This window comes from Pseudomonas sp. PI1, from assembly GCF_000812405.1.
GTDB lineage: Bacteria > Pseudomonadota > Gammaproteobacteria > Pseudomonadales > Pseudomonadaceae > Pseudomonas > Pseudomonas citronellolis.
In genome coordinates this window covers 36,174-61,044 of sequence record NZ_JWMC01000094.1, presented here as the reverse complement: position 1 = coordinate 61,044, position 24,871 = coordinate 36,174, and the positions used below count along the sequence as shown (strand labels likewise).

Annotated in this window: 22 protein-coding genes; 13 read left to right on the top strand and 9 right to left on the bottom strand. The window is 66.3% G+C overall.

Annotation, left to right across the window (positions count from 1 at the left end; all coding sequences use genetic code 11):
* The first annotated feature begins 34 nt into the window (after positions 1-34).
* Positions 35-1,036: a glutathione S-transferase family protein gene (locus tag RN02_RS27330; RefSeq protein ID WP_043318306.1), complete on the top strand. Its 1,002-nt coding sequence runs from the start codon at positions 35-37 to the stop codon at positions 1,034-1,036.
* 324 nt (positions 1,037-1,360) lie between these two features.
* On the opposite strand, the gene RN02_RS27325 is transcribed toward RN02_RS27330, so the two are convergent.
* The 6 genes from RN02_RS27325 to ftsK are packed head-to-tail and all read right to left on the bottom strand — an operon-like array spanning position 1,361 to position 8,856.
* Positions 1,361-1,690 (bottom strand): lysozyme inhibitor LprI family protein, encoded by a 330-nt coding sequence (locus tag RN02_RS27325; protein WP_043318304.1) that lies wholly within the window; start codon positions 1,688-1,690, stop codon positions 1,361-1,363.
* A 17-nt stretch (positions 1,691-1,707) separates the two neighbouring features.
* The gene (gene cysG / locus RN02_RS27320) at positions 1,708-3,093 is read right to left on the bottom strand and encodes a siroheme synthase CysG (protein ID WP_043318302.1); all 1,386 of its coding nucleotides are present in this window, start codon (positions 3,091-3,093) and stop codon (positions 1,708-1,710) included.
* A 1-nt stretch (position 3,094) separates the two neighbouring features.
* Positions 3,095-4,375: a serine--tRNA ligase gene (gene serS, locus RN02_RS27315; protein ID WP_009623213.1), complete on the bottom strand. Its 1,281-nt coding sequence runs from the start codon at positions 4,373-4,375 to the stop codon at positions 3,095-3,097.
* 42 nt (positions 4,376-4,417) lie between these two features.
* The gene (locus RN02_RS27310; protein ID WP_043318300.1) at positions 4,418-5,743 is read right to left on the bottom strand and encodes a replication-associated recombination protein A; all 1,326 of its coding nucleotides are present in this window, start codon (positions 5,741-5,743) and stop codon (positions 4,418-4,420) included.
* Between the two features lie 38 nt (positions 5,744-5,781).
* Positions 5,782-6,405, bottom strand: a complete 624-nt coding sequence (gene lolA, locus RN02_RS27305) for an outer membrane lipoprotein chaperone LolA (protein WP_009623215.1) — start codon at positions 6,403-6,405, stop codon at positions 5,782-5,784.
* Positions 6,406-6,417: 12 nt separating this feature from the next.
* On the bottom strand, positions 6,418-8,856 hold the full coding sequence (gene ftsK / locus RN02_RS27300) for a DNA translocase FtsK (RefSeq protein WP_009623226.1): 2,439 nt from the start codon (positions 8,854-8,856) through the stop codon (positions 6,418-6,420).
* A 193-nt stretch (positions 8,857-9,049) separates the two neighbouring features.
* Between ftsK and trxB the strand changes: the two genes are divergently transcribed.
* The 4 genes from trxB (at position 9,050) to infA (ending at position 11,804) form a co-directional block, all read left to right on the top strand.
* Positions 9,050-10,003: a thioredoxin-disulfide reductase gene (gene trxB / locus RN02_RS27295; protein ID WP_043318297.1), complete on the top strand. Its 954-nt coding sequence runs from the start codon at positions 9,050-9,052 to the stop codon at positions 10,001-10,003.
* A 37-nt stretch (positions 10,004-10,040) separates the two neighbouring features.
* Positions 10,041-10,745, top strand: a complete 705-nt coding sequence (gene aat, locus RN02_RS27290; protein WP_043318295.1) for a leucyl/phenylalanyl-tRNA--protein transferase — start codon at positions 10,041-10,043, stop codon at positions 10,743-10,745.
* A 31-nt stretch (positions 10,746-10,776) separates the two neighbouring features.
* Positions 10,777-11,484: an arginyltransferase gene (locus RN02_RS27285; protein ID WP_043272068.1), complete on the top strand. Its 708-nt coding sequence runs from the start codon at positions 10,777-10,779 to the stop codon at positions 11,482-11,484.
* 101 nt (positions 11,485-11,585) lie between these two features.
* Positions 11,586-11,804: a translation initiation factor IF-1 gene (gene infA / locus RN02_RS27280; protein WP_002553999.1), complete on the top strand. Its 219-nt coding sequence runs from the start codon at positions 11,586-11,588 to the stop codon at positions 11,802-11,804.
* An 88-nt stretch (positions 11,805-11,892) separates the two neighbouring features.
* Here the strand turns inward: infA and clpA are convergent, their stop codons facing one another.
* Positions 11,893-14,166 carry an ATP-dependent Clp protease ATP-binding subunit ClpA gene (gene clpA / locus RN02_RS27275; RefSeq protein WP_043272069.1) on the bottom strand — a complete coding sequence of 758 codons (2,274 nt, stop codon included), beginning with the start codon at positions 14,164-14,166 and terminating at the stop codon, positions 11,893-11,895.
* Between the two features lie 27 nt (positions 14,167-14,193).
* Positions 14,194-14,556: an ATP-dependent Clp protease adapter ClpS gene (clpS, locus tag RN02_RS27270; protein WP_024128657.1), complete on the bottom strand. Its 363-nt coding sequence runs from the start codon at positions 14,554-14,556 to the stop codon at positions 14,194-14,196.
* A 227-nt stretch (positions 14,557-14,783) separates the two neighbouring features.
* Between clpS and cspD the strand changes: the two genes are divergently transcribed.
* Positions 14,784-15,059 carry a cold shock domain-containing protein CspD gene (cspD, locus tag RN02_RS27265; protein WP_043318293.1) on the top strand — a complete coding sequence of 92 codons (276 nt, stop codon included), beginning with the start codon at positions 14,784-14,786 and terminating at the stop codon, positions 15,057-15,059.
* 80 nt (positions 15,060-15,139) lie between these two features.
* Here the strand turns inward: cspD and icd are convergent, their stop codons facing one another.
* The gene (gene icd / locus RN02_RS27260; protein WP_043318291.1) at positions 15,140-16,396 is read right to left on the bottom strand and encodes an NADP-dependent isocitrate dehydrogenase; all 1,257 of its coding nucleotides are present in this window, start codon (positions 16,394-16,396) and stop codon (positions 15,140-15,142) included.
* Between the two features lie 397 nt (positions 16,397-16,793).
* Between icd and RN02_RS27255 the strand changes: the two genes are divergently transcribed.
* From RN02_RS27255 to RN02_RS27225, 7 genes are all read left to right on the top strand, one after another.
* Positions 16,794-19,016, top strand: coding sequence for an NADP-dependent isocitrate dehydrogenase (locus RN02_RS27255; protein WP_009623237.1), 2,223 nt, complete (start codon positions 16,794-16,796; stop codon positions 19,014-19,016).
* 432 nt (positions 19,017-19,448) lie between these two features.
* A complete protein-coding gene (locus tag RN02_RS27250) occupies positions 19,449-19,916 on the top strand; it encodes an NUDIX hydrolase (RefSeq protein WP_043318288.1) in 468 nt (155 codons plus the stop codon).
* A gap of 40 nt (positions 19,917-19,956) precedes the next feature.
* Positions 19,957-21,096: a tRNA 2-thiouridine(34) synthase MnmA gene (gene mnmA, locus RN02_RS27245; RefSeq protein ID WP_043318286.1), complete on the top strand. Its 1,140-nt coding sequence runs from the start codon at positions 19,957-19,959 to the stop codon at positions 21,094-21,096.
* Positions 21,093-21,719 (top strand): high frequency lysogenization protein HflD, encoded by a 627-nt coding sequence (gene hflD, locus RN02_RS27240; RefSeq protein WP_043272073.1) that lies wholly within the window; start codon positions 21,093-21,095, stop codon positions 21,717-21,719. The genes mnmA and hflD overlap by 4 nt, the downstream gene beginning before the upstream one ends.
* A gap of 114 nt (positions 21,720-21,833) precedes the next feature.
* Positions 21,834-23,204, top strand: a complete 1,371-nt coding sequence (gene purB / locus RN02_RS27235; protein ID WP_043318284.1) for an adenylosuccinate lyase — start codon at positions 21,834-21,836, stop codon at positions 23,202-23,204.
* Between the two features lie 60 nt (positions 23,205-23,264).
* Positions 23,265-24,440, top strand: coding sequence for a ribosomal protein uL16 3-hydroxylase (locus RN02_RS27230; protein WP_043318282.1), 1,176 nt, complete (start codon positions 23,265-23,267; stop codon positions 24,438-24,440).
* Positions 24,433-24,861: a GNAT family N-acetyltransferase gene (locus RN02_RS27225; RefSeq protein ID WP_009623246.1), complete on the top strand. Its 429-nt coding sequence runs from the start codon at positions 24,433-24,435 to the stop codon at positions 24,859-24,861. Before RN02_RS27230 ends, RN02_RS27225 begins: the two co-directional genes overlap by 8 nt.
* The last annotated feature ends 10 nt before the right edge of the window (positions 24,862-24,871 follow it).

Here is a 24,871-nt window from a genome sequence, read left to right as displayed (position 1 = left end):
ACTGGCCCCCATACCCTTTCCTGAGGAGCCAGTCATGGGACAGCTCATCGATGGCCGCTGGCAAGACCAGTGGTACGACACCAGCAAGGATGGCCGCTTCCAGCGCGAGAACGCACAACGCCGCAACTGGGTCACCGCCGACGGCCAGCCTGGCCCCAGCGGCGAAGGCGGCTTCCGCGCCGAGGCCGGGCGCTACCACCTGTACGTCTCCCTCGCCTGCCCCTGGGCACACCGCACGCTGATCTACCGCCAGCTCAAGGGCCTGGCCGGGCTGATCGACGTTTCGGTGGTCAGTTGGCTGATGCGGGAGAACGGCTGGACCTTCGACCGCAGCCTGGGCTCCACCGGCGATGCCCTGGATGGGTTGCAGTTCCTGCACCAGCGCTACACCCGCGACGATCCGCACTACACCGGCCGCGTCACCGTGCCGGTGCTGTGGGACAAGCAGCGCAAGCGCATCGTCAGCAACGAGTCGGCGGAGATCATCCGCATGTTCAACTCGGCCTTCGACGGCCTGACCGGCAACGATCTGGACCTCTATCCCACAGCCTTGCAGGGCGAGATCGACGCGCTGAACGAACGCATCTACCCGGCGGTGAACAACGGCGTGTACCGCGCCGGCTTCGCTACCAGCCAGGAAGCCTACGAAGAGGCCTTCGTCACCCTGTTCGAGGAACTGGACTGCCTGGAGAAGCGCCTGGGCGAACGGCGCTACCTGACCGGCGAATACCTGAGCGAGGCCGATATCCGCCTGTTCACCACGCTGATCCGCTTCGATGCCGTGTACCACGGGCATTTCAAGTGCAACCTGCGGCGCCTGGCCGACTACCCGAACCTGTCCGGCTGGCTGCGCGAGCTGTACCAGTTGCCGGGGGTGGCCGGCACAGTGAACTTCCAGCACATCAAGAACCACTATTACGGCAGCCACCGCACCATCAACCCGACCGGCATAGTGCCGCTGGGGCCGCAGCAGGATTTCAGCGGGCCGCACGGGCGCGAGCATCTGCCGGGCAAGGGGATTGCGCGCAAGGGTTGAGACCCGGGCTATTCGTAGGATCGAGGGGGACGCCTAGTCCTTGCTCGCGAAGGGGTTTGCCGGGGGAGTAGGTGCTGGGTTTAGAGCACCCTCTCCCCAACCCTCTCCCTGAAGGGAGAGGGGGCTGTCCTGAGTGGACAGTGAGTTCGGAGTCATCCTCAAAGCGCTCTCTATCCCCGCCCTTCCCGCGAGCACGGAAACGTAGGGCGTATAACCGTTCGCGGTTATACGCCGTTGGCCCGAGCATCGAAGCCAAGGACGGCAGCGCATTCGCCCCCGCAGGAGCGGGCCCTGCCCGCGATTCGCAGGTGAATAGAGCGAGGCTCAGAGCGGCTTGTCGATGCCGTCGTAGATCTTCTGCAGGGCGTCCAGGCGTTCCTGGTAGCGCTGCTTCAGGCAGGCCTTGTCGCGGCCGCAGGCGCGGCGCTGGTCCAGCCAGGCGAGTTGGGCGTCGCCCATGTTGCCACGCATGCCCATGGCGAACAGGCCGCTGAGCAGGCGGTAGGTGGTGGCCATCTGCACGTCCAGTTCGGACAGCTGGCGGTCGGCGCAGATGGCTTTTTCGTCGGCGTGGCGGGCCTTCTTGCAGTCGAAGCTGGCGGCGCCGGCCGGCAAGGCGGCGGCAGCCAGGGCGCAGGCCGCGCCCCAGGCCATCGCCGCATGCCAAGCCTTCATTGCTGACCTTCGAACCAGGCGAGCTTGTCGCGCAGGGTGACCACCTCGCCGACGATCACCAGCGTCGGCGCGTGCACTTCATGCTCGGCGACCAGTTTCGGCAGGTTGGCCAGGGTGCCGGTGAACACGCGCTGGTGTTCGGTGGTGCCCTGCTGGATCAGCGCGGCGGGGGTGTCGGCGGAACGGCCGTGGCGCACCAGTTCCTCGCAGATCACCGGCAGGCCCACCAGGCCCATGTAGAACACCAGGGTCTGGCCCGGCGCTACCAGGTCATTCCACGGCAGGTCGGTGCTGCCATCCTTCAGGTGGCCGGTGACGAAGCGCACCGACTGCGCGTAATCGCGGTGGGTCAACGGAATGCCGGCGTAGGCCGCGCAGCCGCTGGCCGCAGTGATGCCCGGCACCACCTGGAAGGGAATGCCGTTGGCCGCCAGTTCGTCGATTTCCTCGCCGCCACGGCCGAAGATGAACGGATCGCCGCCCTTCAGGCGCAGCACGCGCTTGCCCTGTTTGGCCAGCTCGACCAGCTTGCGGTTGATCTCGTCCTGGGGCACGGCGTGGTCGGCGCGGCGCTTGCCGACGTACAGGCGGTCGGCGTCGCGGCGGCACAGTTCGAGGATGGCCGGGGCCACCAGGCGGTCGTAGAGCACTACGTCGGCCTGCTGCATCAGGCGCAGGGCGCGGAAGGTCAGCAGGTCCGGGTCGCCCGGGCCGGCGCCGACCAGGTAGACCTCGCCGCGGGCCTCGGCCTGGCCGTTTTCCAGCTTGTCGGCCAACAGGCGCTCGGCTTCCGCCGGCTGCCCGGCGAGCATGCGTTCGGCCACCGGGCCCTGGAACACTTCCTCCCAGAACTGGCGGCGCTGCTGCAGGTCCGGCAGGCGCTGCTTGACCGCTTCGCGGAAGCGGCTGGCCAGCCCGGCCAGTTGGCCGTAGGTGGCGGGAATCCAGGTTTCCAGCCTGGCCCGCAGCAGGCGCGCCAGCACCGGCGCGTCGCCGCCGCTGGAGACCGCCAGCAGCAGCGGCGAGCGGTCGACGATGGCGGGGAAGATCACGCTGCACAGCGCCGGCGCGTCCACCACGTTGACCGGCACGCCGCGGGCGTGGGCATCGCGGGACACCTGGGCGTTCAGCGGCTCGTCGTCGGTAGCGGCGATGACCAGCACGCAGTCGCCGAGATCAGCCTCGGCGTAGCGGCGTTCCAGCAGTTCGCCACCGCCCTGCTCCACCAGTTCGCGCAGTTCGCTGTGGACCTGCGGCGCGACCACGCGCAACACGGCGCCGGCACTGTCGAGCAGGCGCGCCTTGCGCAGGGCGACTTCACCGCCGCCGACCAGGAGTGCGCGACGCCCGCGCAGGACGTGGAACAGCGGCAGCGCATCCATCTCAGCCGATCACCTCGATGCCGCCCATGTAGGGCTTGAGCACCTCGGGCACGCGGATGCTGCCGTCGGCCTGCTGGTAGTTCTCCAGCACGGCGACCAGAGTGCGGCCCACCGCCAGGCCGGAGCCGTTGAGGGTGTGCAGCAGCTCGGGCTTGCCGGTCTCCGGGTTGCGGAAGCGCGCCTGCATGCGGCGGGCCTGGAAGTCGCCGCAGTTGGAGCAGGAGGAAATCTCGCGGTACTTGTCCTGGCTCGGCACCCAGACTTCCAGGTCGTAGGTCTTGGCCGCGCTGAAGCCCATGTCGCCGGTGCACAGGGCCAGCACGCGGTACGGCAGCTCCAGGGCCTGCAGCACCTTCTCGGCATTGCCGACCAGGCTTTCCAGGGCTTCCCAGGACTTCGTCGGCTCGACGATCTGCACCATCTCGACCTTGTCGAACTGGTGCTGGCGGATCATCCCGCGGGTGTCGCGACCCGAGGCGCCGGCTTCGCTGCGGAAGCACGGGGTGTGGGCGACGAACTTCAGCGGCAGCTCCTTGGCGTCGAGGATCTGCCCGGCGACGATGTTGGTCAGCGAGACTTCGGCGGTGGGGATCAGGTACAGGTCGGCTTCGCCGTCGCGGCCGATCTTGAACAGGTCTTCCTCGAACTTCGGCAGCTGGCCGGTGCCCTGCAGCGCCGGCGCCTGCACCAGGTACGGGGTGTAGGCTTCCTCGTAGCCGTGCTCGCGGGTGTGCAGGTCGATCATGAACTGCGCCAGGGCGCGGTGCAGGCGGGCGATCGGGCCGCGCATCAGGGCGAAGCGGGCGCCGGACAGCCGCGCGGCGGTCTCGAAGTCCAGCCAGCCGTGCTGCTCGCCGAGGGCGACGTGGTCCTGGATGGGGAAGTCGAAGCTGCGCGGGGTGCCCCAGCGGCGCACTTCCAGGTTGTCTTCTTCGTCCGCGCCGACCGGCACCGACTCATGGGGCAGGTTGGGGATGGTCAGCAGCAGGGCGTCCAGCTCGGCCTGAATGCCATCCAGCTCGCGCTTGCCGGCTTCCAGTTCGTCGGCCATGCGGTTGACCTCGGCCTTGAGCGGCTCGACGTCCTCGCCACGCTTCATGGCCTGGCCGATCGCCTTGGAGCGCGCGTTGCGCTCGGCCTGCAGGGTTTCGGTGCGGGTCTGCACGGCCTTGCGCTGGTTCTCCAGCGCTTCGATGCGCGCCACGTCCAGGGTGAAGCCGCGGGCGGCGAGGCGGTCGGCCACTTCCTGCGGCTGGGTGCGTACCAGTTTGGAATCGAGCATGGTCTGTTCTCGTGTCTAGTGTCGGCGACGTGCGGGCGCCGCTCAGGATTTTCTGCGTTTTCTCGGGCTGGCCCGGTCCAGGGCCGCCAGGTGCTTGAGCTTCTCGCCGATCTTCAGTTCCAGGCCGCGGGGCACGGGCTGGTAATACTGGCGCGGTTCGAGCTGTTCGGGGAAGTAGTCTTCCCCGGCGGCATAGGCGTCGGGCTCGTCATGGGCATAACGATACTCCTCGCCGTAGCCGAGGTTCTTCATCAGTTTGGTCGGCGCGTTGCGCAGGTGCAGCGGCACTTCCAGCGAGCCGTTCTCGGCCACGTCGCGGCGCGCCGTGTTGTAGGCGTTGTAGACGGCGTTGCTCTTCGGCGCGCAGGCCAGGTAGACGATGGCCTGGGCGATGGCCAGCTCGCCTTCGGGGCTGCCCAGGCGCTCCTGCACGTCCCAGGCGTGCAGGCACAGGGTCAGCGCGCGGGGGTCGGCGTTGCCGATGTCCTCGCTGGCCATGCGCACCACGCGGCGGGCGATGTAGAGCGGGTCGCAGCCGCCGTCGAGCATGCGTGCGTACCAGTAGAGCGCGCCATCGGGGCTGGAGCCGCGCACCGACTTGTGCAGCGCGCTGATCTGGTCGTAGAAGGCCTCGCCGCCCTTGTCGAAGCGCCGGCGGCTGTCGCCCAGCAGGTTCTGCAGCAGTTCGGCGCTGATCTCGCCGCCGTCCTCGGCCAGGTCGGAGGCGTTCTCCAGCAGGTTGAGCAGGCGCCGGCCGTCGCCGTCGGCGGCGGCCATGAGGATGGCGAAGCTCTCCTCCGGCAGGCTCAGGTGGCGCCTGCCCAGGCCCTTGTCCTCGCTCAGGGCGCGCTGCACCAGCTTGCGCAGGGCGGCTTCGTCCAGGCTTTTCAGCACGTAGACGCGGGCCCGCGAGAGCAGCGCGTTGTTCAGCTCGAACGAGGGGTTCTCGGTGGTGGCGCCGATGAAGATCAGGGTGCCGTCTTCGACGTAGGGCAGGAAGGCGTCCTGCTGGCTCTTGTTGAAGCGGTGCACCTCGTCGACGAAGAGGATGGTGCGGCGGCCGTACTGCGCGGCCTGCTGCTTGGCCATCTCCACCGACTGGCGGATTTCCTTCACCCCCGAGAGCACCGCGGAGATGGTCTCGAAGTGGGCGTCGGAAACCTGCGCCAGCAGCTTGGCCAGGGTGGTCTTGCCCACGCCCGGCGGGCCCCAGAAGATCATCGAGTGCAGCGCGCCCTGCTCCAGGGCCTCGCGCAGCGGCTTGCCGCGGGCGAGCAGGTGCTCCTGGCCGACGTATTCGTCCAGGCTGGTGGCGCGCAGGCGCGCGGCCAGGGGCTGGGCTACGGGTTCGGAACGGAACAGGTCCACGCTGCTACCTCATGGGCGCCGCGCCAGGCGGCGGCCCTTCACTCCTGGATGACGTCGACGCCCTTGGGCGCCTCGAACACGAACTGCTTGGCGTCCACCGGCTGGTTCATCTTCACGTCGAAGAACAGGATGTTGGTGCGCTGGCCGACGCTGTCGATCAGTTGCATGTCGTTGACCACCCCGTTGCGGAAGGAAATCCGCAGGTTGTCGAACAGGGTGTCCTTGTCCTTCGGCTTGAGGATGAAGTCGACCACGTTGCCGCCGTCCTTGCTGGTGATGTCGAAGCTCTCGTGGATCTTCGAGATGTCGCCGGAGAGCAGCAGCGCCGGGGTCTGGGTCAGGCGCTGGTCGAGCTTCTGGATGGTCACCTGCTGCAGGTCCGGGTCGTACAGCCAGATCTTCTCGCCGTTGGAGATCAGCAGCTGCTCCTGGGGCGCATCGGTGTGCCAGCGGAACAGGCCCGGGCGCTTGAGCGCCAGGTTGCCGGCGGTCTCCTGCAGGCGGGTGCCGCTGCCGTCCAGGGTCAGCTGGGAGAAGCGCGCGCTCAGGGTCTGGGCCTTGCTCAGCATGGCACTCAGGCGCTGGGTGGCGGCGTCGTCGGCGTGGGCCTGGACGCCGGCGACGGCCAGCGCAGCAAGCACGAGCATGCGGATCAGTCGCATGGAAATCCTCGATCAGTCGCGGATGGGAGCCGGCGCGACCACTTCGCGCGAGCCGTTGGTATTCATCGGGGTGACCACACCGGCCATTTCCATCGCCTCGATCATGCGCGCGGCGCGGTTGTAGCCGATCTTCAGCTTGCGCTGCACCGCGGAGATGGAGGCGCGGCGGCTCTCGGTGACGAAGCGCACGGCCTCGTCGTACAGCGGGTCGTCCTCGCTGCCCTCGCCGCCTTCGCCACCACCGCCGCCGCCACCGTCGAAGCCGCCGCCACCGCCTTCATCGGCGCCGGCGAGGATGTCCTCGATGTAGTCGGGCGCGCCGCGCAGCTTCCAGGCCTCGACCACGCGGTGCACTTCCTCGTCGGAGACGAAAGCGCCATGCACGCGGATCGGCAGGCCGGTGCCCGGCGGCAGGTAGAGCATGTCGCCGTGGCCGAGCAGCTGTTCGGCGCCGCCCTGGTCGAGGATGGTCCGCGAGTCGATCTTGCTCGACACCTGGAAGGCGATACGCGTGGGGATGTTGGCCTTGATCAGGCCGGTGATCACGTCCACCGACGGGCGCTGGGTGGCGAGGATCAGGTGGATGCCCGCGGCCCGCGCCTTCTGCGCGATACGGGCGATCAGTTCCTCGACCTTCTTGCCGACGATCATCATCATGTCGGCGAATTCGTCGACCACCACGACGATGGTCGGCAGCGTCTGCAGCAGCGGCGCCTCGTCTTCCATGCTCTCGCGGCGGTACAGCGGGTCGGTCAGCGGCGTGCCGGCTTCCTCGGCGTCCTTCACCTTGCGGTTGAAGCCGGCCAGGTTGCGCACGCCCATGGCGGCCATCAGCTTGTAGCGCCGCTCCATCTCGGCGACGCTCCAGCGCAGGGCGTTGGCCGCCTCCTTCATGTCGGTGACCACCGGGCAGAGCAGGTGCGGGATGCCTTCGTAGATCGACAGTTCGAGCATCTTCGGGTCGATCATGATCAGCCGCGCGTCCTGGGGCGTGGACTTGAACAGGATCGACAGGAGCATGGCGTTCACCCCCACCGACTTACCCGAGCCGGTGGTACCGGCCACCAGCAGGTGCGGCATGCGCGCCAGGTCGGTGATGACCGGGTTGCCGCCGATGTCATGGCCCAGGGCCAGCGGCACGGTGGACTTGTGCTCGTCGTATTCCGGCGACATCAGCACTTCGGAGAAGCGCACCATCTGCCGGTCTTCGTTGGGGATCTCGATGCCCACGGTGGTCTTGCCGGGGATCACCTCGACCACCCGCACGCTGATCACCGCCAGCGAACGCGCCAGGTCCTTGGCCAGGTTGGAGATGCGGCTGACCTTGACGCCGGCCGCCGGCTGGATCTCGAAGCGGGTGATCACCGGGCCCGGATGGACCGACTCGACCACCACCTCGACACCGAACTCCTTGAGCTTGATCTCCAGCAGGCGCGACATGGCCTCAAGGGATTCCGGGGAGTAGCTGCGCTTCTTCTCGCCGGCCGGGTCGAGGATCGACAGCGGCGGCAGGGTGCCCTCGACAGCGGTGTCGACGAACAGCGGCGCCTGTTTTTCCTTGAGCACGCGCTTGCTGGGCTCGACCGGCTTGGGCGGCGGCGGCGCGTCGATCTTCGGCGCCGTGCGCTTCTCGCGCTCCTGCACGCTCTTGACCAGGGCTTCCTCGCGCTCGATCAGGCGCTCCTTGACCTTGGCCTGCTCGCGGCGGTCCGGCACCACGGGCGCGGCCACCTCAGCGACGCGCTCGTCCACCTCGCGCAGTTGCGCGACCAGTTGCTTGCGCTCGCTGCGCGCGCTCAACCAGCGGTTGAAGGCGTTCTGGATCAGTTCGAAGAGGTCGAGGGTGATCTTCCCGGTGACGTCCATCACCTGGAACCAGGACAGGTCGGCGAACACCGTCAGGCCGAACAGGAACAGGGCGATGAACAGCAGGGTGCTGCCCTGCACGTTGAGGGCGTTCAGCGCCAGTTGGCCGAGGCTTTCGCCCACGGCGCCGCCGGCGGAGGCCGGCAGGTGGCCGCCGCCGATGTGGAAATGGATGTAGGCCAGCGCCGAGCCGGAGAGGATCAGGAACACCAGGCCGATCAGCCGCCAGGAGAACAGCCAGCCGCTGAACTCCCAGGCCATGTGGCGCTTGCGGAAGATCTGCCAGGTCTTGACCCCCAGCAGCAGCGGGAACAGGTAGGCGAAGTACCCCAGCGCGACGAAGAGGATGTCGGCGCTCAGGGCCCCCAGGCGACCAGCGGCATTCTGCACCTGCTCGACGTGGCTGGAATGGCTCCAGCCCGGATCGGACGAATCGTAGGTGAGCAGCGCCATCCACAGGTAAAGGCAGAGCGCGCCGAGCGCGATCAGGGCCCCTTCCTTCAGGCGAATGTGCAATTGCTGACGCCAGGCTGCGGCGTGGCTAGCGGTGGTCGAGTCCTTCAAAACGCGTCTATTCCTGCGCACTGGGCGCGTCCGAGAGTCATCTGGCGACAAAACGGGCCTATTGTACGGCTTTGGCCGCTCGATGCCACAGGGCCCGCCGCGGCGCCTTTTGCCGCCTTTTCCAGGTTCGGTGTAGCATAGCCCACCAAGGTTTCACGGCTGCTCAATTGGAGCATGCATTCTCTTACGTGACAAAGGCTTATGGAGTCTTTTTATGAGTGAAGTCAAGCATTCGCGCCTGATCGTCCTGGGCTCCGGCCCGGCGGGTTACACCGCTGCCGTGTACGCCGCGCGGGCCAACCTCAAGCCTGTTGTCATCACCGGCATCCAGCCCGGCGGCCAGCTCACCACCACCACCGAGGTCGACAACTGGCCGGGCGACGTCGAAGGCCTGACCGGTCCGGCCCTGATGGAGCGCATGGAGCAGCACGCCAAGCGTTTCGATACCGAGATCGTCTACGACCACATCCACACCGCCGAGTTGCAGGGCAAGCCGTTCATCCTCAAGGGCGACAGCGGCACCTACAGCTGCGACGCGCTGATCATCGCCACCGGCGCCTCCGCGCAATACCTGGGCATGAGCTCGGAAGAGGCCTTCATGGGCAAGGGCGTCTCCGCCTGCGCCACCTGCGACGGCTTCTTCTACCGCAACCAGGTGGTCTGCGTGGTCGGCGGCGGCAACACCGCGGTCGAGGAAGCGCTGTACCTGGCCAACATCGCCAAGGAAGTGCACCTGATCCACCGCCGCGACAAGCTGCGCTCGGAGAAGATCCTCCAGGACAAGCTGTTCGAGAAGGCCAAAAACGGCAACGTGCGCCTGCACTGGAACACCACCCTGGACGAGGTCCTGGGCGACGACATGGGCGTGATCGGCGTGCGCCTTAAGGACGTGAACAGCGGCGAGACCCGCCAGCTGGACCTGGCCGGCGTGTTCATCGCCATCGGCCACAAGCCCAACACCGACCTGTTCACCGGCCAGTTGGAAATGCGTGACGGCTACCTGGTGGTCAAGGGCGGCGGCGAAGGCAACGCCACCGCCACCAGCATCCCCGGAGTGTTCGCCGCCGGCGACGTGGCCGACCACGTCTACCGCCAGGCCATCACCTCGGCCGGCGCCGGCTGCATGGCCGCGCTGGACGCCGAGAAATACCTCGACGACAGCCACTGACAGGCCCGGGGAGGGCCCCGCCCTCCCCTACCCCGCCATGCTCAGTTGGCTTTCCCGCAGCAATTTCGACTTCCCGCCCCTCGAACAGGCCCTGCACGAGCCCAACGGCCTGCTCGCGGCCGGCGGCGACCTCGACCCGCGCCGCCTGGTGGCCGCCTACCGCCACGGCTGCTTCCCCTGGTACCAGGACGACCAGCCGATCCTCTGGTGGTCGCCGGACCCGCGCACCGTGCTCTTCCCCGACGAACTGCACGTTTCCCGCAGCCTGGCCAAGTGCCTGCGCCAGGGCCGCTACCGGGTAACCTTCGATACCGCCTTCGAACGGGTCATCGCCGCCTGCGCCGCGCCGCGCGACTACGCAGACGGCACCTGGATCACCCAGCCGATGCAGGACGCCTACCGCCAGCTGCACCGCATGGGCATCGCCCACTCGGTGGAAAGCTGGGACGGCGACGACCTGGTCGGCGGCCTCTACGGCCTGGCCATGGGCCGGCTGTTCTTCGGCGAGTCCATGTTCAGCCGCGCCGACAACGCCTCCAAGGTGGCATTCGTCACCCTGGTGCAACATCTGCGCGCCGCCGGGTTCGTATTGATCGACTGCCAGATGCCCACCCAGCACCTGCACAGCTTCGGCGCCCGCGCCATCAGCCGTGCCGATTTCGCCAGCCACCTGCGCCGTCATCTCGACGAAACGCCGCTCTGCGACTGGCGTTCGCAAGCGGACTCGCGCGGACTGGCATAAACTTGCCAGAGGGTTATCGCGGGGGTTGACCATGACCGAACTGGCCCGACTGAAGTTCTACGCGACGCAGCCGCATCCATGCAGCTATCTGCCCGAGGAGCAGGCCACCACCCTGTTCCTCGATCCCAGCCAGCCCATGGACGCGCAGCTGTACGCCTCGCTGTCGGAAGTCGGTTTCCGTCGCAGCGGCGAGCATCTCTATCGCCCGCACTGCCAGCACTGCACCGCCTGCATCCCGGCGCGCATCCCCGCCGCGGGCTTCCAGCCCAACCGCCAGCAGAAGCGCATCATCAAGCGCAACGCCGATCTCAAGGTGCTCAAGCGCCGCCCGGCCTTCACCGAGGAGTACTACGCGCTGTACATGCGCTACATCGAGCAGCGCCACGCCGACGGCGACATGTACCCGCCCAGCCGCGACCAGTTCAGCACCTTCCTGGTGCGCGACCTGCCGTTCAGCTGCTTCTACGAGTTCCGCCTGCAGGGCCGCCTGCTCGCCGTGGCGGTCACCGACGTGCTGCCCAACGGCCTGTCGGCGGTCTACACCTTCTACGACCCCGACGAGGAACGCCGCAGCCTGGGACGCTACGCCATCCTCTGGCAGATCGCCGAGACCGAACGCCTGGGCCTGTACGCGGTGTACCTGGGCTACTGGATCAAGAACTGCCGGAAGATGAACTACAAGACCCAGTACCGGCCGATCGAACTCTTCGTCAACCAGCGCTGGGTAGCCCTGAGCTGAAGCCGGCACGCCACTTCTGGCGTATGACGCGGATTTCAGGCACAATACTCGCCTTTTTTCAGGCCACCCAGGCCATTCATAGACACCGAGGGCTCTACTGCATGTCGAAAGAAGACAGCTTCGAAATGGAAGGCACTGTCGTCGACACCCTGCCCAACACCATGTTCCGCGTGGAGTTGGAGAACGGGCACGTCGTTACCGCGCACATCTCCGGTAAGATGCGCAAGAATTACATCCGCATCCTCACCGGCGACAAGGTTCGCGTCGAACTGACGCCCTACGACCTGAGCAAGGGTCGCATCACCTACCGCGCCCGTTGAGCGCAAGGTGAATCCGGGCCTCGGCCCGGACGAATAGCAAAACGCCCGGCATTGCCGGGCGTTTGCATTTGGGCCGCGAGGCCGACCGTCAGGCCGGCTCCGCGGTGACCACCTCGTACTCGAAGACCAGTTCGCCGTCCTTCAGGTCGATGTGCGCCACGCCGCCGTGCTCGGCCAGTTCGCCGAACAGGATCTGCTCGGCCAGAGGCCGCTTGATCTTGTCCTGAATCAGCCGCGCCATCGGGCGCGCGCCCATCTGCGGGTCGTAGCCCTTCTCCGCCAGCCAGTTGCGCGCCACGTCGCTGACCTCCAGCTGGACGCGCTTGTCCTCCAGCTGCGCCTGCAGCTCGGTGAGGAACTTGTCGACCACGCTCTTGATCGTCTCGTGGCTGAGCCGGCCGAACTGGATGATGGTGTCCAGGCGGTTGCGGAACTCCGGCGTGAAGCTCTTCTTGATCACTTCCATGGCATCGCTGGCGTGGTCCTGCTGGCTGAAGCCGATGGAGGCCCGCGCTGCGGTTTCCGCGCCGGCATTGGTGGTCATGATGACGATGACGTTGCGGAAGTCCGCCTTGCGCCCGTTGTTGTCGGTCAGGGTGCCGTGATCCATCACCTGCAGCAGCAGGTTGAAGACTTCCGGGTGGGCCTTCTCGATCTCGTCCAGCAGCAGCACGCAGTGCGGCGTCTTGGTGATGGCCTCGGTGAGCAGGCCGCCCTGATCGAAGCCGACGTAGCCCGGAGGGGCGCCGATCAGCCGCGACACGGTATGCCGCTCCATGTACTCGGACATGTCGAAGCGCACCAGCTCCACGCCCATCGCCTTGGCCAACTGGCGGGCGACCTCGGTCTTGCCCACCCCGGTGGGGCCGGCGAAGAGGAAGGAGCCGACCGGCTTGTCCGGCGACTTCAGGCCCGCGCGGGACAGCTTGATGGCGGTGGACAGCGACTCGATGGCCGCATCCTGGCCGAACACCGTCAGCTTGAGGTCGCGCTCGAGGTTGCGCAGCAGCTCCTTGTCCGAGCTGGTGACGTGCTTCGGCGGAATCCGCGCGATCTTCGCCACTATGTCCTCGACCTGGGCCACCTCGATGCGCTTCACGCGCTTCTCTTCCGGCTGCAGGCGCTGGTAGGCGCCGGCTTCGTCGATGACGTCGATGGCCTTGTCCGGCATGTGCCGGTCATTGATGTAGCGCGCGGCCAGTTCGGCGGCGGCGCGCAGGGCCTCGTCGCTGTACTCGATGTGGTGGTGCTGCTCGAAGCGCGGCTTCAGGCCCTTGAGGATGCCCACGGTGTCTTCCACCGACGGCTCTGTGACGTCCACCTTCTGGAAGCGCCGCGCCAGGGCGCGATCCTTCTCGAAGATGCCGCGGAACTCCTGGAAGGTGGTCGAGCCGATGCAGCGGATTTCCCCGGAGGACAGCAGCGGCTTGAGCAGGTTGGACGCGTCCATCACCCCGCCGGACGCCGCGCCGGCGCCGATGATGGTGTGGATTTCGTCGATGAACAGCACCGCGTGCGGGCGCTTGCGCAATTCATTGAGCAGCGCCTTGAAACGCTTCTCGAAGTCGCCGCGGTACTTGGTGCCGGCCAGCAGCGCGCCCAGGTCCAGGGAGTAGACCACGCTGTCGGCCAGCAGGTCCGGCACCTGGCCGTCGACGATGCGCTTGGCCAGGCCTTCGGCGATGGCGGTCTTGCCGACGCCGGCCTCGCCCACCAGCAGCGGGTTGTTCTTGCGCCGCCGGGCGAGGATCTGCGCCACGCGCTCCACCTCGGCCTCGCGGCCGACCAGCGGGTCGATGCGGCCCTGGCGCGCCAGGTCGTTGAGGTTGCTGGCGTAGGCGTCCAGCGGGTGGCTGGAGGTGGAGGACTCGCCGCCCTCCTCGTCCTGCATTTCCTGGTCGCTTTCCGGGTGCTCGGCATGGCCCGGCACCTTGGAGATGCCGTGGGCGATGTAGTTCACCACATCTATACGGGCCACGCTCTGCTGCTTGAGCAGGAACACCGCCTGGCTCTCCTGCTCGCTGAAGATCGCCACCAGCACGTTGGCGCCGGTCACTTCGCGCTTGCCCGAGCTCTGCACGTGGAACACGGCGCGCTGCAGCACGCGCTGGAAGCCCAGGGTCGGCTGGGTCTCGCGGTCCTCGTCGTGCTGCGGGATCAGCGGCGTGGTGGAATCGATGAATTCCTGCAGATCACGACGCAGCTTGTCAAGGTTCGCCCCGCAGGCGCGCAGCACCGTGGCCGCCGCCTCGTTGTCCAGGAGCGCCAGCAGCAGGTGCTCGACGGTCATGAACTCATGCCGTTTTGCCCGCGCTTCCTTGAAGGCGAGATTGAGGGTGACTTCGAGCTCTCGATTCAACATGGCTTCACCTCGCTCCAAACATCCGCATCAGCTTTCTTTCTCAATCTCACACAACAGTGGATGCTGGCTCTCCCTCGCATATTGATTGACCTGCATGGCCTTGGTCTCGGCGATGTCACGGGTGAACGTGCCGCAGACCGCCTTACCTTGAGTATGTACCGTCAACATGACCTTGGTCGCCTGCTCCCGGTTCATGTTGAAGTACAGCTCCAGTACCTCTACCACGAAATCCATCGGCGTGTAGTCATCGTTGAACATGATGACCCTGTACATCGGCGGAGGTTTCAGGGCCGGCTTGGATTCCTCGACCGCAAGCCCGGCCCCCTCTTCCTCGAGGGGATCGGGACGGTCCTGATTGAATGTTAGTCGAATCTGGCTACTTGCATGCATGCTGGAATAAATGGGTTCGCAACGTGGGAATTAAAGGCCTGAGTGGAGTTTGACCGGAATCTCAGGCACGGACGAGAGCGCCTTGACTAACCCCGAAACGGTGTTACAAACAAAGGATACCCCACAGCGGGTATCAGGCGTTCTGCGGCCCTGGAACCTCTGGGGCTGGAGCGGAATCGTAGTGGATGATACTCCAGCGATGGAGTCCTTTGCAGAGGGATATCAGCATGCTCAGCGGTAAGGTCAAGTGGTTCAACAACGCCAAGGGCTATGGATTCATCCTGGCCGACGGCCGAGATGAGGACCTGTTCGCTCATTACTCGGCAATCCAGATGGATGGCTACAAGACGCTCAAGGCCGGCCAGCCGGTCAGCTTCGAGATCCTGCAAGGTCCGAAGGGTCTGCATGCGGTGAACATCCAGCCGATCGGCGCCGGCGCGCCGGCCAGCGCCGCCCAGGCCAGCCCCAGCAGCGAGGTGCAGAGCGTCACCGCAGAAGCCTGATTCCCCCTGCCCCGCCATTTCCGGCGAAGCGATGAAGAAAGGCCGGTGAGAACCGGCCTTTTTTCGTTGTCTCACGCCCGTTACATCTTGGCGATCATGGCCTCGCCGAACTCCGAGCAGGACACCAGCTTGGCGCCGTCCATCAGCCGCTCGAAGTCGTAGGTCACAGTCTTGGCCGCGATGGCGCCGTTCATCCCCTTGATGATCAGGTCGGCCGCCTCGGTCCAGCCCATGTGGCGCAGCATCATCTCGGCGGAGAGGATCAGCGAGCCGGGGTTGACCTTGTCCTGCCCGGCGTACTTGGGCGCGGTGCCGTGGGTCGCCTCGAACATGGCCACCGAATCCGACAGGTTGGCCCCCGGCGCGATGCCGATGCCGCCCACTTCCGCCGCCAGGGCATCGGAGAGGTAGTCGCCGTTCAGGTTCAGGGTGGCGATCACGTCGTACTCGGCCGGGCGCAGCAGGATCTGCTGCAGCATGGCGTCGGCGATCACGTCCTTGACCACGATGTTCTTGCCGGTCACCGGGTTCTTGAACTGCATCCAGGGGCCGCCGTCCAGCAGCTCGGCGCCGAACTCCTCGCGGGCCAGCTCGTAGCCCCAGTCCTTGAAGGCGCCCTCGGTGAATTTCATGATGTTGCCCTTGTGCACCAGGGTGACCGAGCTGCGGTCGTTGTCCACGGCGTACTGCAGGGCCTTGCGCACCAGGCGCCTGGTGCCGTCGCGGGAGACCGGCTTGATGCCGATGCCGCAGTTCTCGGTGAAGCGGATCTTCTTGACGCCCATCTCCTCGGTGAGGAACTTGATGACCTTCTCGGCCTCGGGCGAGCCGGCCTTCCACTCGACGCCGGCGTAGATGTCCTCGGAGTTCTCGCGGAAGATCACCATGTCCACGTCGCCGGGCTTCTTCACCGGGCTGGGCACGCCCTCGAACCAGCGCACCGGGCGCAGGCAGACGTAGAGGTCGAGCTGCTGGCGCAGGGCCACGTTGAGGGAGCGGATGCCGCCGCCGACGGGGGTGGTCAGCGGGCCCTTGATGGATACCACGTAGTCGCGCACGGCTTCCAGGGTCTCTTCGGGCAGCCAGGTGTCCTGGTCGTAGACCTGGGTGGCCTTCTCGCCGGCATAGACCTCCATCCAGGCGATCTTGCGCTGTCCGCTGTAGGCCTTTTCCACTGCCGCATCGACGACGTCGATCATGACCGGACTGATGTCCACGCCGATGCCGTCGCCTTCGATGTAGGGAATGATCGGGTTGTTCGGTACCTTCAGGGAATTGTCGGCATTGACGGTGATGCGCTCACCTGCGGCCGGCACCTGGATCTTCTGGTATCCCATGCTGAACTCCGTGCTGTGGTTGAACCTCAGGGACCAGCCCCGCTTCGTCGCGGCGTGACGGGAACAGGCCCGGGTTCCTGAGGGTAGCCCAGTTGCCGGCCCCTAACCACAATCTTATGCCTTAGTCTAAAAGCCGCGGGTGCGTCACCCCGCCGCGAGAGTGGTATACTGCGCGCCGTGACTTCACAGTCATCGAGGTCCGAGCCGTCTGGGACCAGACCCCCTCCCCTCGCAACGGCCACGTCGCCACCCTGACGCGGTCGTACAACGCTCTACTGGCGCCCCTATATCCCCGCGGCAATTCTCGAATGCCGGCACCTTGCCGTGTCGGACGAAAGCGCCCACCAAGGCGTATCGAGACTCTGTGCGCGCCCAGCAAAGAAGAGAGTCATAGTAGATGTCCAACCGCTCGAAGATCACCTACACCTTCACCGACGAAGCACCCGCCCTCGCCACCTACTCGCTCCTCCCGATCGTCAAGGCGTTCGCCGCCTCCGCCGACATTGACGTCGAAACCCGCGACATCTCTCTTGCAGGACGCATCCTCGCCGCCTTCACCGACAAGCTCGGCGACAAGGCCATCGAAGACGACCTGGCCTACCTGGCCAAGCTGGCCACCGCCCCCGACGCCAACATCATCAAGCTGCCGAACATCAGCGCGTCGGTGCCCCAGCTCAAGGGCGCCATCGCCGAGCTGCAGGCCCTGGGCTACGCCATCCCGGACTTCCCGGAAGACCCGCAGACCGACGAAGAGAAAGACACCCGCGCCCGCTACGCCAAGGTCCTGGGCAGCGCCGTGAACCCGGTCCTGCGCGAAGGCAACTCCGACCGCCGCGCCCCCGCCGCGGTCAAGGCCTATGCCCGCAAGCACCCGCACAGCATGGGCAAGTGGAGCATGGCCTCGCGCTCCCACGCCGACTACATGCGTGGCGGCGACTTCTTCTCCAGCGAGCAGTCGGTCACCATTCCCAAGGCCGGTGAGGTTCGCATCGAGTTCGTCGGCAAGGACGGCAAGGTCGAGCTGAAGAAGACTCTGAAGATGCAGGAAGGCGAAGTCCTCGACAGCATGTTCATGAGCTGCAACAAGCTGCGCGCCTTCTTCGAGAAGACCCTGCAGGACTGCAAGGAAACCGGCGTCATGTGGTCCCTGCACGTCAAGGCGACCATGATGAAGATCTCCCACCCGATCGTCTTCGGCCACGCCGTCACCGTCTACTACAAGGACGTGTTCGACAAGTGGGGCCAACTGTTCGACGAGCTGGGCGTGAACCCGAACAACGGCATCTCCAGCGTCTACGACAAGATCAAGTCGCTGCCGGCCTCGCAGCAGGAAGAGATCCTCCACGACATCCACGAGGTGTACAGCCACCGTCCGGAAATGGCGATGGTCGACTCGGTCAAGGGCATCACCAACCTGCACATCCCCAGCGACGTGATCGTCGACGCCTCGATGCCGGCGATGATCCGCAACTCGGGCCAGATGTGGGGCAAGGACGGCAAGCAGAAGGACACCAAGGCGGTGATGCCGGAGAGCACCTATGCCCGCATCTACCAGGAGATGATCAACTTCTGCAAGACCAACGGCGCCTTCGACCCGACCACCATGGGCAGCGTGCCGAACGTCGGCCTGATGGCGCAGAAGGCCGAGGAATACGGCTCCCACGACAAGACCTTCGAGATGGAAGCCGACGGCACCATGCGCGTGGTCGACGAAGACGGCAAGGTGCTGATGCAGCACGAAGTCGAAGCCGGCGACATCTGGCGCGCCTGCCAGACCAAGGACGCCCCGATCCGCGACTGGGTCAAGCTGGCCGTCACCCGCGCCCGCCAGTCCAACACCCCGGCCATCTTCTGGCTGGACCCGGAGCGCGCCCACGACAACGAGCTGCGCAAGAAGGTCGAGCTGTACCTGAAGGACCACGACCTGACCGGCCTGGACATCAGCATCAAGGGCTACAACGAAGCCATCCGCACCAGCATGGAGCGCATGATCCGCGGCCAGGACACCATCTCGGTGACCGGCAACGTCCTGCGCGACTACCTGACCGACCTGTTCCCGATCATGGAACTGGGCACCTCGGCCAAGATGCTGTCCATCGTTCCGCTGATGGCTGGCGGCGGCATGTACGAGACCGGCGCCGGCGGCTCGGCGCCCAAGCACGTGCAGCAGCTGGTTGAAGAGAACTACCTGCGCTGGGATTCCCTGGGCGAGTTCCTGGCCCTGGCCGTGTCCCTGGAAGAAGAAGGCATCAAGACCGGCAACGCCAAGGCCAAGGTCCTGGGCAAGACCCTCGACGAAGCCACCGGCAAGCTGCTGGACAACAACAAGTCCCCGGCGCGCAAGGTCGGCGAGATCGACAACCGCGGCAGTCACTTCTACCTGGCGCTGTACTGGGCCCAGGCCCTGGCCGCGCAGAACGAAGACGCCGAGCTGAAAGCCCACTTCACCCCGCTGGCAAAGACCCTGACCGAGCAGGAAGCGACCATCGTCGCCGAACTGAACGGCGCCCAGGGCAAGGCCGTGGACATCGGTGGCTACTACCGCTCCAACCCGGAGAAAACCAGCCAGGTGATGCGCCCCAGCGCCACCTTCAACGCCGCCATCGACTCGCTGAACTGAATCGAAGGCTAGCGTGACCGACGAAAACCCCGGCCCGGCGCCGGGGTTTTTGCTTTTCCGGGGCTGCGCCGGGCTTTTCGTAGGAGCGAGCTTGCTCGCGAACAGTGCTTCCCGGCGGACACGGTGTGTTGGATTGCCCCCGCAACCCTCTCCCCAGCCCTCTCCCTGAAGGGAGAGGGAGCCTGCCCGTGCCGAGAGAGGACCTGGTTTCAGTCGGCAACTTCGGCGTTGCCGGCTGACTCGAAAACAACCGAGCGCGCCGAACGGTCCCCTCTCCCTTCAGGGAGAGGGTTAGGGAGAGGGGATCAGGGGTGGGTTTGGCAACGGAGTCGCCGGATAGCACCGCTCGCGAGCAAGCTCGCTCCAAAAAACACCCCCAACACCACCCCACCTTCCAGGGTTATCATGCCCATTTCCCCCGGAGGACCACCCATGCGCTGGCAACCGCATATCACAGTCGCAACCATCGTCGAAGACCAGGGCCGCTTCCTGCTGGTGGAGGAAACCTCCCACGGCAAGACCGTGCTGAACCAGCCCGCCGGCCACCTGGAGGCCGACGAGAGCCTGCTGCAGGCCGCCGTGCGCGAGACCCTCGAGGAAACCGGCTGGGAAGTCGAGCTGACTGCGGTCACCGGCATCTACCTCTACACCGCGCCCAGCAACGGCGTGACCTACCAGCGCGTATGCTTCGCCGCCCGCCCGCTGCGGCACCGCCCGGAACTGCCGCTGGACGACGGCATCATCGGCCCGCGCTGGCTGACCCGCGACGAGCTGGAAGCCTGCCGGGACAGCTGGCGCAGCCATCTGGTAGCGCGCTGCATCGACGACTACCTGGCCGGCGGACGCTTCCCCCTGGCGCTGATCCGCGACGCCGAACTGCCCGTGCCGAACCCGGCCTGATAGAATCCCGCTTTTGCACCGACGCCTGCGATAGCCCGCCATGTCCGATTCCAGCACCACCTCCCCCGTCCAGCCCGGCAAGGGCCGCGTCATCGTCGGCATGTCCGGCGGCGTGGATTCCTCGGTTTCCGCCCTCCTGCTCAAGGAGCAGGGCTACGAGGTGGAAGGCCTGTTCATGAAGAACTGGGAAGAGGACGACGGCACCGAATACTGCACCGCCATGACCGACCTGGCCGATGCCCAGGCCGTCTGCGACCGCATCGGCATCAAGCTGCACACCGCCAACTTCGCCGCCGAGTACTGGGACAACGTCTTCGAGTACTTCCTCGCCGAATACAAGGCCGGGCGCACGCCGAACCCGGACATCCTGTGCAACCGCGAGATCAAGTTCAAAGCCTTCCTCGACTACGCCCTGGCCCTGGGCGCCGACCTGATCGCCACCGGCCACTACGTGCGCCGCCGCGACATCGACGGCCGCACCGAGCTGCTCAAGGGCCTGGACCCGAACAAGGACCAGAGCTACTTCCTCCACGCCGTGGGCGGCGAGCAGATCGCCAGGACGCTGTTCCCGGTCGGCGAGCTGGAGAAGCCTGAAGTCCGCGCCATCGCCGAGAAATACGGCCTGGCCACGGCGAAGAAGAAGGACTCCACCGGCATCTGCTTCATCGGCGAACGGCGCTTCAGCGACTTCCTCAAGCAGTACCTGCCGGCCCAGCCGGGCGACATCGAGACCACCGACGGCACCGTCATCGGCCGCCACGCCGGGCTCATGTACCACACCATCGGCCAGCGCCAGGGCCTGGGCATCGGCGGCATGAAGAACGCCGACGACAGCCCCTGGTACGTGCTGGAGAAGGACCTGGCGCGTAACGTGCTGATCGTCGGCCAGGGCAACGACCACCCCTGGCTGTTCTCCCGCGCCCTGCACGCCTCCAGCATCTTCTGGGTGAACCCGCTGGAGCTGCCCGAGCCGCGCGCCCTGCACGCCAAGGTGCGCTACCGCCAGGCCGACCAGGACTGCGTGCTGGAACGTACCGCCGACGGCTACCGCGCGGTGTTCGACCAGCCGCAGCGCGCCGTCACCCCGGGCCAGTCCGTGGTGTTCTACGACGGCGAGGTGTGCCTGGGCGGTGGTGTGATCGAATCGGCCGAACCGGCCTACGCGAAGGAGCGTGCATGAGCGAGTTGCGCGACCAACTGATCGCCCTCGCCGGCGTCTTCGAAGCCGCCGCCCTGGTGGACCGCCTGGCCCGCACCGGGCAGATTCCCGAAGCCCCGCTGGGCTGCATGCTCGGCAGCCTGCTGGTGCGCGAGCCGAAGACCACCCTGGAGGTGTTCGGCGGCGACATCCACAACCTGCGCGAGGGCCTGCGCGCCCTGGCCAGCGCCCTGGAGCGCGATCCCAACAGCCTGCAGCGCGAACCGCTGCGCTACGCGCTGTCGCTGATCGGCCTGGAGCGCCAGTTGGCCAAGCGCGACGACATGCTCGACCTGATCGGCTCGCGCCTGGACCAGGTGCAGCAGCAGGTGCAGCACTTCGGCCTGGTCCACGAGAACGTCATCGCCTCCTGCGCCGGCCTCTACCAGGACACCCTGAGCACCTTCCGCCAGCGCATCCAGGTGCACGGCGACATGCGCTACCTGCAGATCAACGCCAACGCCGCGCGCATCCGCGCCCTGCTGCTGGCCGGCATCCGCTCGGCGCGCCTGTGGCGGCAGCTGGGCGGCAACCGCTGGCAAATGGTGTTCGGCCGGCGCAAGCTGCTGGGCGAGCTGCGCCCGATCCTGCGCGGCACCGACTGATCCGCCGAGGCGCCCGCCCGGGCGTCTTCGTGCGGCAGCGAGTACGGGCGAAAGCGCGTTCGTTCGTGTATGATGTGCGCCCTTTTCGTTGACCGACAGCCACGAGAACGCCCCATGCAGCTTTCCTCCCTCACCTCGGTTTCCCCCGTCGACGGCCGTTACGGCAGCAAGACCAGCGCCCTGCGTCCGATCTTCAGCGAGTACGGCCTGATCCGTTTCCGCGTCCTGGTTGAGGTCCGCTGGCTGCAGCGCCTCGCGGCGCACGCCGGCATCCCCGAGGTGGCGCCCTTCTCCGGCGAAGCCAACGCCCTGCTCGACAAGCTGGCCGAGGACTTCCAGCTGGAGCATGCGCAGCGCATCAAGGAAATCGAGCGCACCACCAACCACGACGTGAAAGCCGTGGAGTACCTGCTCAAGGAACAGGCGGCCAAGCTGCCGGAACTGGCCAAGGTCAGCGAGTTCATCCACTTCGCCTGCACCAGCGAGGACATCAACAACCTGTCCCACGCCCTGATGCTGCGCGAAGGCCGCGACCAGGTGCTGCTGCCGCTGATGCGCCAGATCGCCGAGGCGATCCGCGAGCTGGCGGTCCAGTTCGCCGACGTGCCCATGCTCTCGCGCACCCACGGCCAGCCGGCCTCGCCGACCACCCTGGGCAAGGAACTGGCCAACGTGGTCTACCGCCTGGAGCGGCAGATCAAGCAGGTCGCCGCGGTCGAGCTGCTGGGCAAGATCAACGGCGCCGTGGGCAACTACAACGCCCACCTGTCGGCCTACCCGCAGGTGGACTGGGAAGCCAACGCCCGCGAGTTCATCGTCCATGACCTGGGCCTGGCCTGGAACCCCTACACCACCCAGATCGAGCCGCACGACTACATCGCCGAGCTGTTCGACGCCATCGCCCGCTTCAACACCATCCTCATCGACTTCGACCGCGACGTCTGGGGCTACATCTCCCTGGGCTACTTCAAGCAGAAGACCGTGGCCGGCGAGATCGGCTCCTCGACCATGCCGCACAAGGTCAACCCGATCGACTTCGAGAACTCCGAAGGCAACCTGGGCATCGCCAACGCGATCTTCCAGCACTTGGCCAGCAAGCTGCCGATCTCCCGCTGGCAGCGCGACCTGACCGACTCCACCGTGCTGCGCAACCTGGGCGTCGGTTTCGCCCACAGCGTCATCGCCTATGAAGCCAGCCTCAAGGGCATCGGCAAGCTGGAGCTGAACGCCGCGCGCATCGCCGAAGACCTGGATGCCTGCTGGGAAGTCCTGGCCGAGCCGGTGCAGACCGTGATGCGCCGCTACGGCATCGAGAACCCCTACGAGAAGCTCAAGGAGCTGACCCGCGGCAAAGGCATCAGCGCCAAGGCCCTGCAGGTGTTCATCGACGGCCTCGACATGCCCGCCGAAGCCAAGGCCGAGCTGAAGAAGCTGACCCCGGCGAACTACATCGGCAACGCCGCCGCCCAGGCCAAGCGCATCTGACATGCGCTGAACATTTGCACGCCCGGCTGTGCCGGGCGTTTTTGTTTCAAGGACTTACATATGAATCCTGCTATTCCTCTTCAGCTCCTGGGCGGCATCAGCGCCGATGAATTCCTCCGCGACTACTGGCAGAAGAAACCCCTGCTGGTGCGCCAGGCCATCCCCGGTTTCGAAAGCCCGCTGGAGGCCGACGAGCTGGCCGGCCTGTCCCTGGAAGACAGCGTCGAGTCGCGCATCGTCCTCGAACACGGCAACACCCCCTGGGAAATGCGCCGCGGCCCCTTCAGCGAGGACACCTACAAGGAACTGCCCGAGCGCGACTGGACCCTGCTGGTGCAGGCCGTCGACCAGTTCGTGCCGGAAGTCGCCGAACTGCTGGAGCACTTCAAGTTCCTGCCCAGCTGGCGCATCGACGACGTGATGATCAGCTACGCGGCTCCCGGCGGCGGTGTAGGGCCGCACTTCGACAACTACGACGTGTTCCTGCTGCAGGGCCACGGCCGCCGCCACTGGAAGGTCGGCCAGTTGTGCGACGCCGACAGCCCGATGCTGCAGCACGCCGACCTGCGCATCCTCGCCGACTTCCAGCAGAGCGACGAGTGGGTGCTGGAGCCCGGCGACATGCTCTACCTGCCGCCGCGCGTGGCCCACTACGGCATCGCCGAAGACGAGTGCATGACCTACTCGGTGGGCTTCCGCGCGCCCAGCGCCGCCGAAGTGCTGACCCACTTCACCGACTTCCTCGCCCAGTTCCTCTCCGACGAGGAACGCTACAGCGACGCCGGCATGGCCGCCGTGCAGAGCGGCGAGGACCAGCACAAGATCCAGCGCGACGCCCTCGACCGCCTGAAGAACCTGCTGCAGGAACACATGAGCGACGAGCGCCTGCTGCTCACCTGGTTCGGCCAGTTCATGACCGAGCCGCGCTACCCGGAACTGGTGACCGGCGAGGAGATCGACGACACGGACCTGCGGCAGGCCCTGGAAGACGGCGCCGTGCTGGTGCGCAACCCCAGCGCGCGCCTGGCCTGGAGCGAAGTGGACGTCGGCCTGCTGCTGTTCTCCAGCGGCCAGAGCGTGGTGCTGCCCAAGGCCATGGAGCCGCTGCTCAAGCTGGTGTGCTCGGCGGACGCCCTGCACAGCGACAACCTCGGCCAATGGCTGGGCGACGAGGATGGGCGTAAGCTGTTGGCAGAATTGGTCAAACAGGGCAGTTTGGAGTTTGCCGATGAGTAACAAGATCAGGGTTCGCCTGGCCGATTGGCAGAAGGACAATGCCGACCTGCGACGCATCCGCGAGGCGGTCTTCATCGCCGAGCAATCGGTGCCGCCGGAACTGGAGTGGGATGCCGAGGACGCGGAAGCCGTGCACTTCCTCGCCTTCGAGGGGGATTACGCAATCGGCACGGCGCGCCTGCTGCCCGACGGCCACATCGGCCGCGTCTCGGTACTCAAGGACTGGCGCGGGCTGAAGGTCGGCGACCAGCTGATGCGCGCCGCCATCGAGGAAGCCGAGCGCCGCCAGCTCAAGCGTCAGCTGCTCACCGCCCAGGTCTATGCCATCCCCTTCTACGAGCGGCTAGGCTTCAAGGTGGCCAGCGGCGAATTCCTCGAAGCCGGCCTGCCCCACGTCGACATGGTGCGCGAAAGCGCCTGAGGAAGCCGCG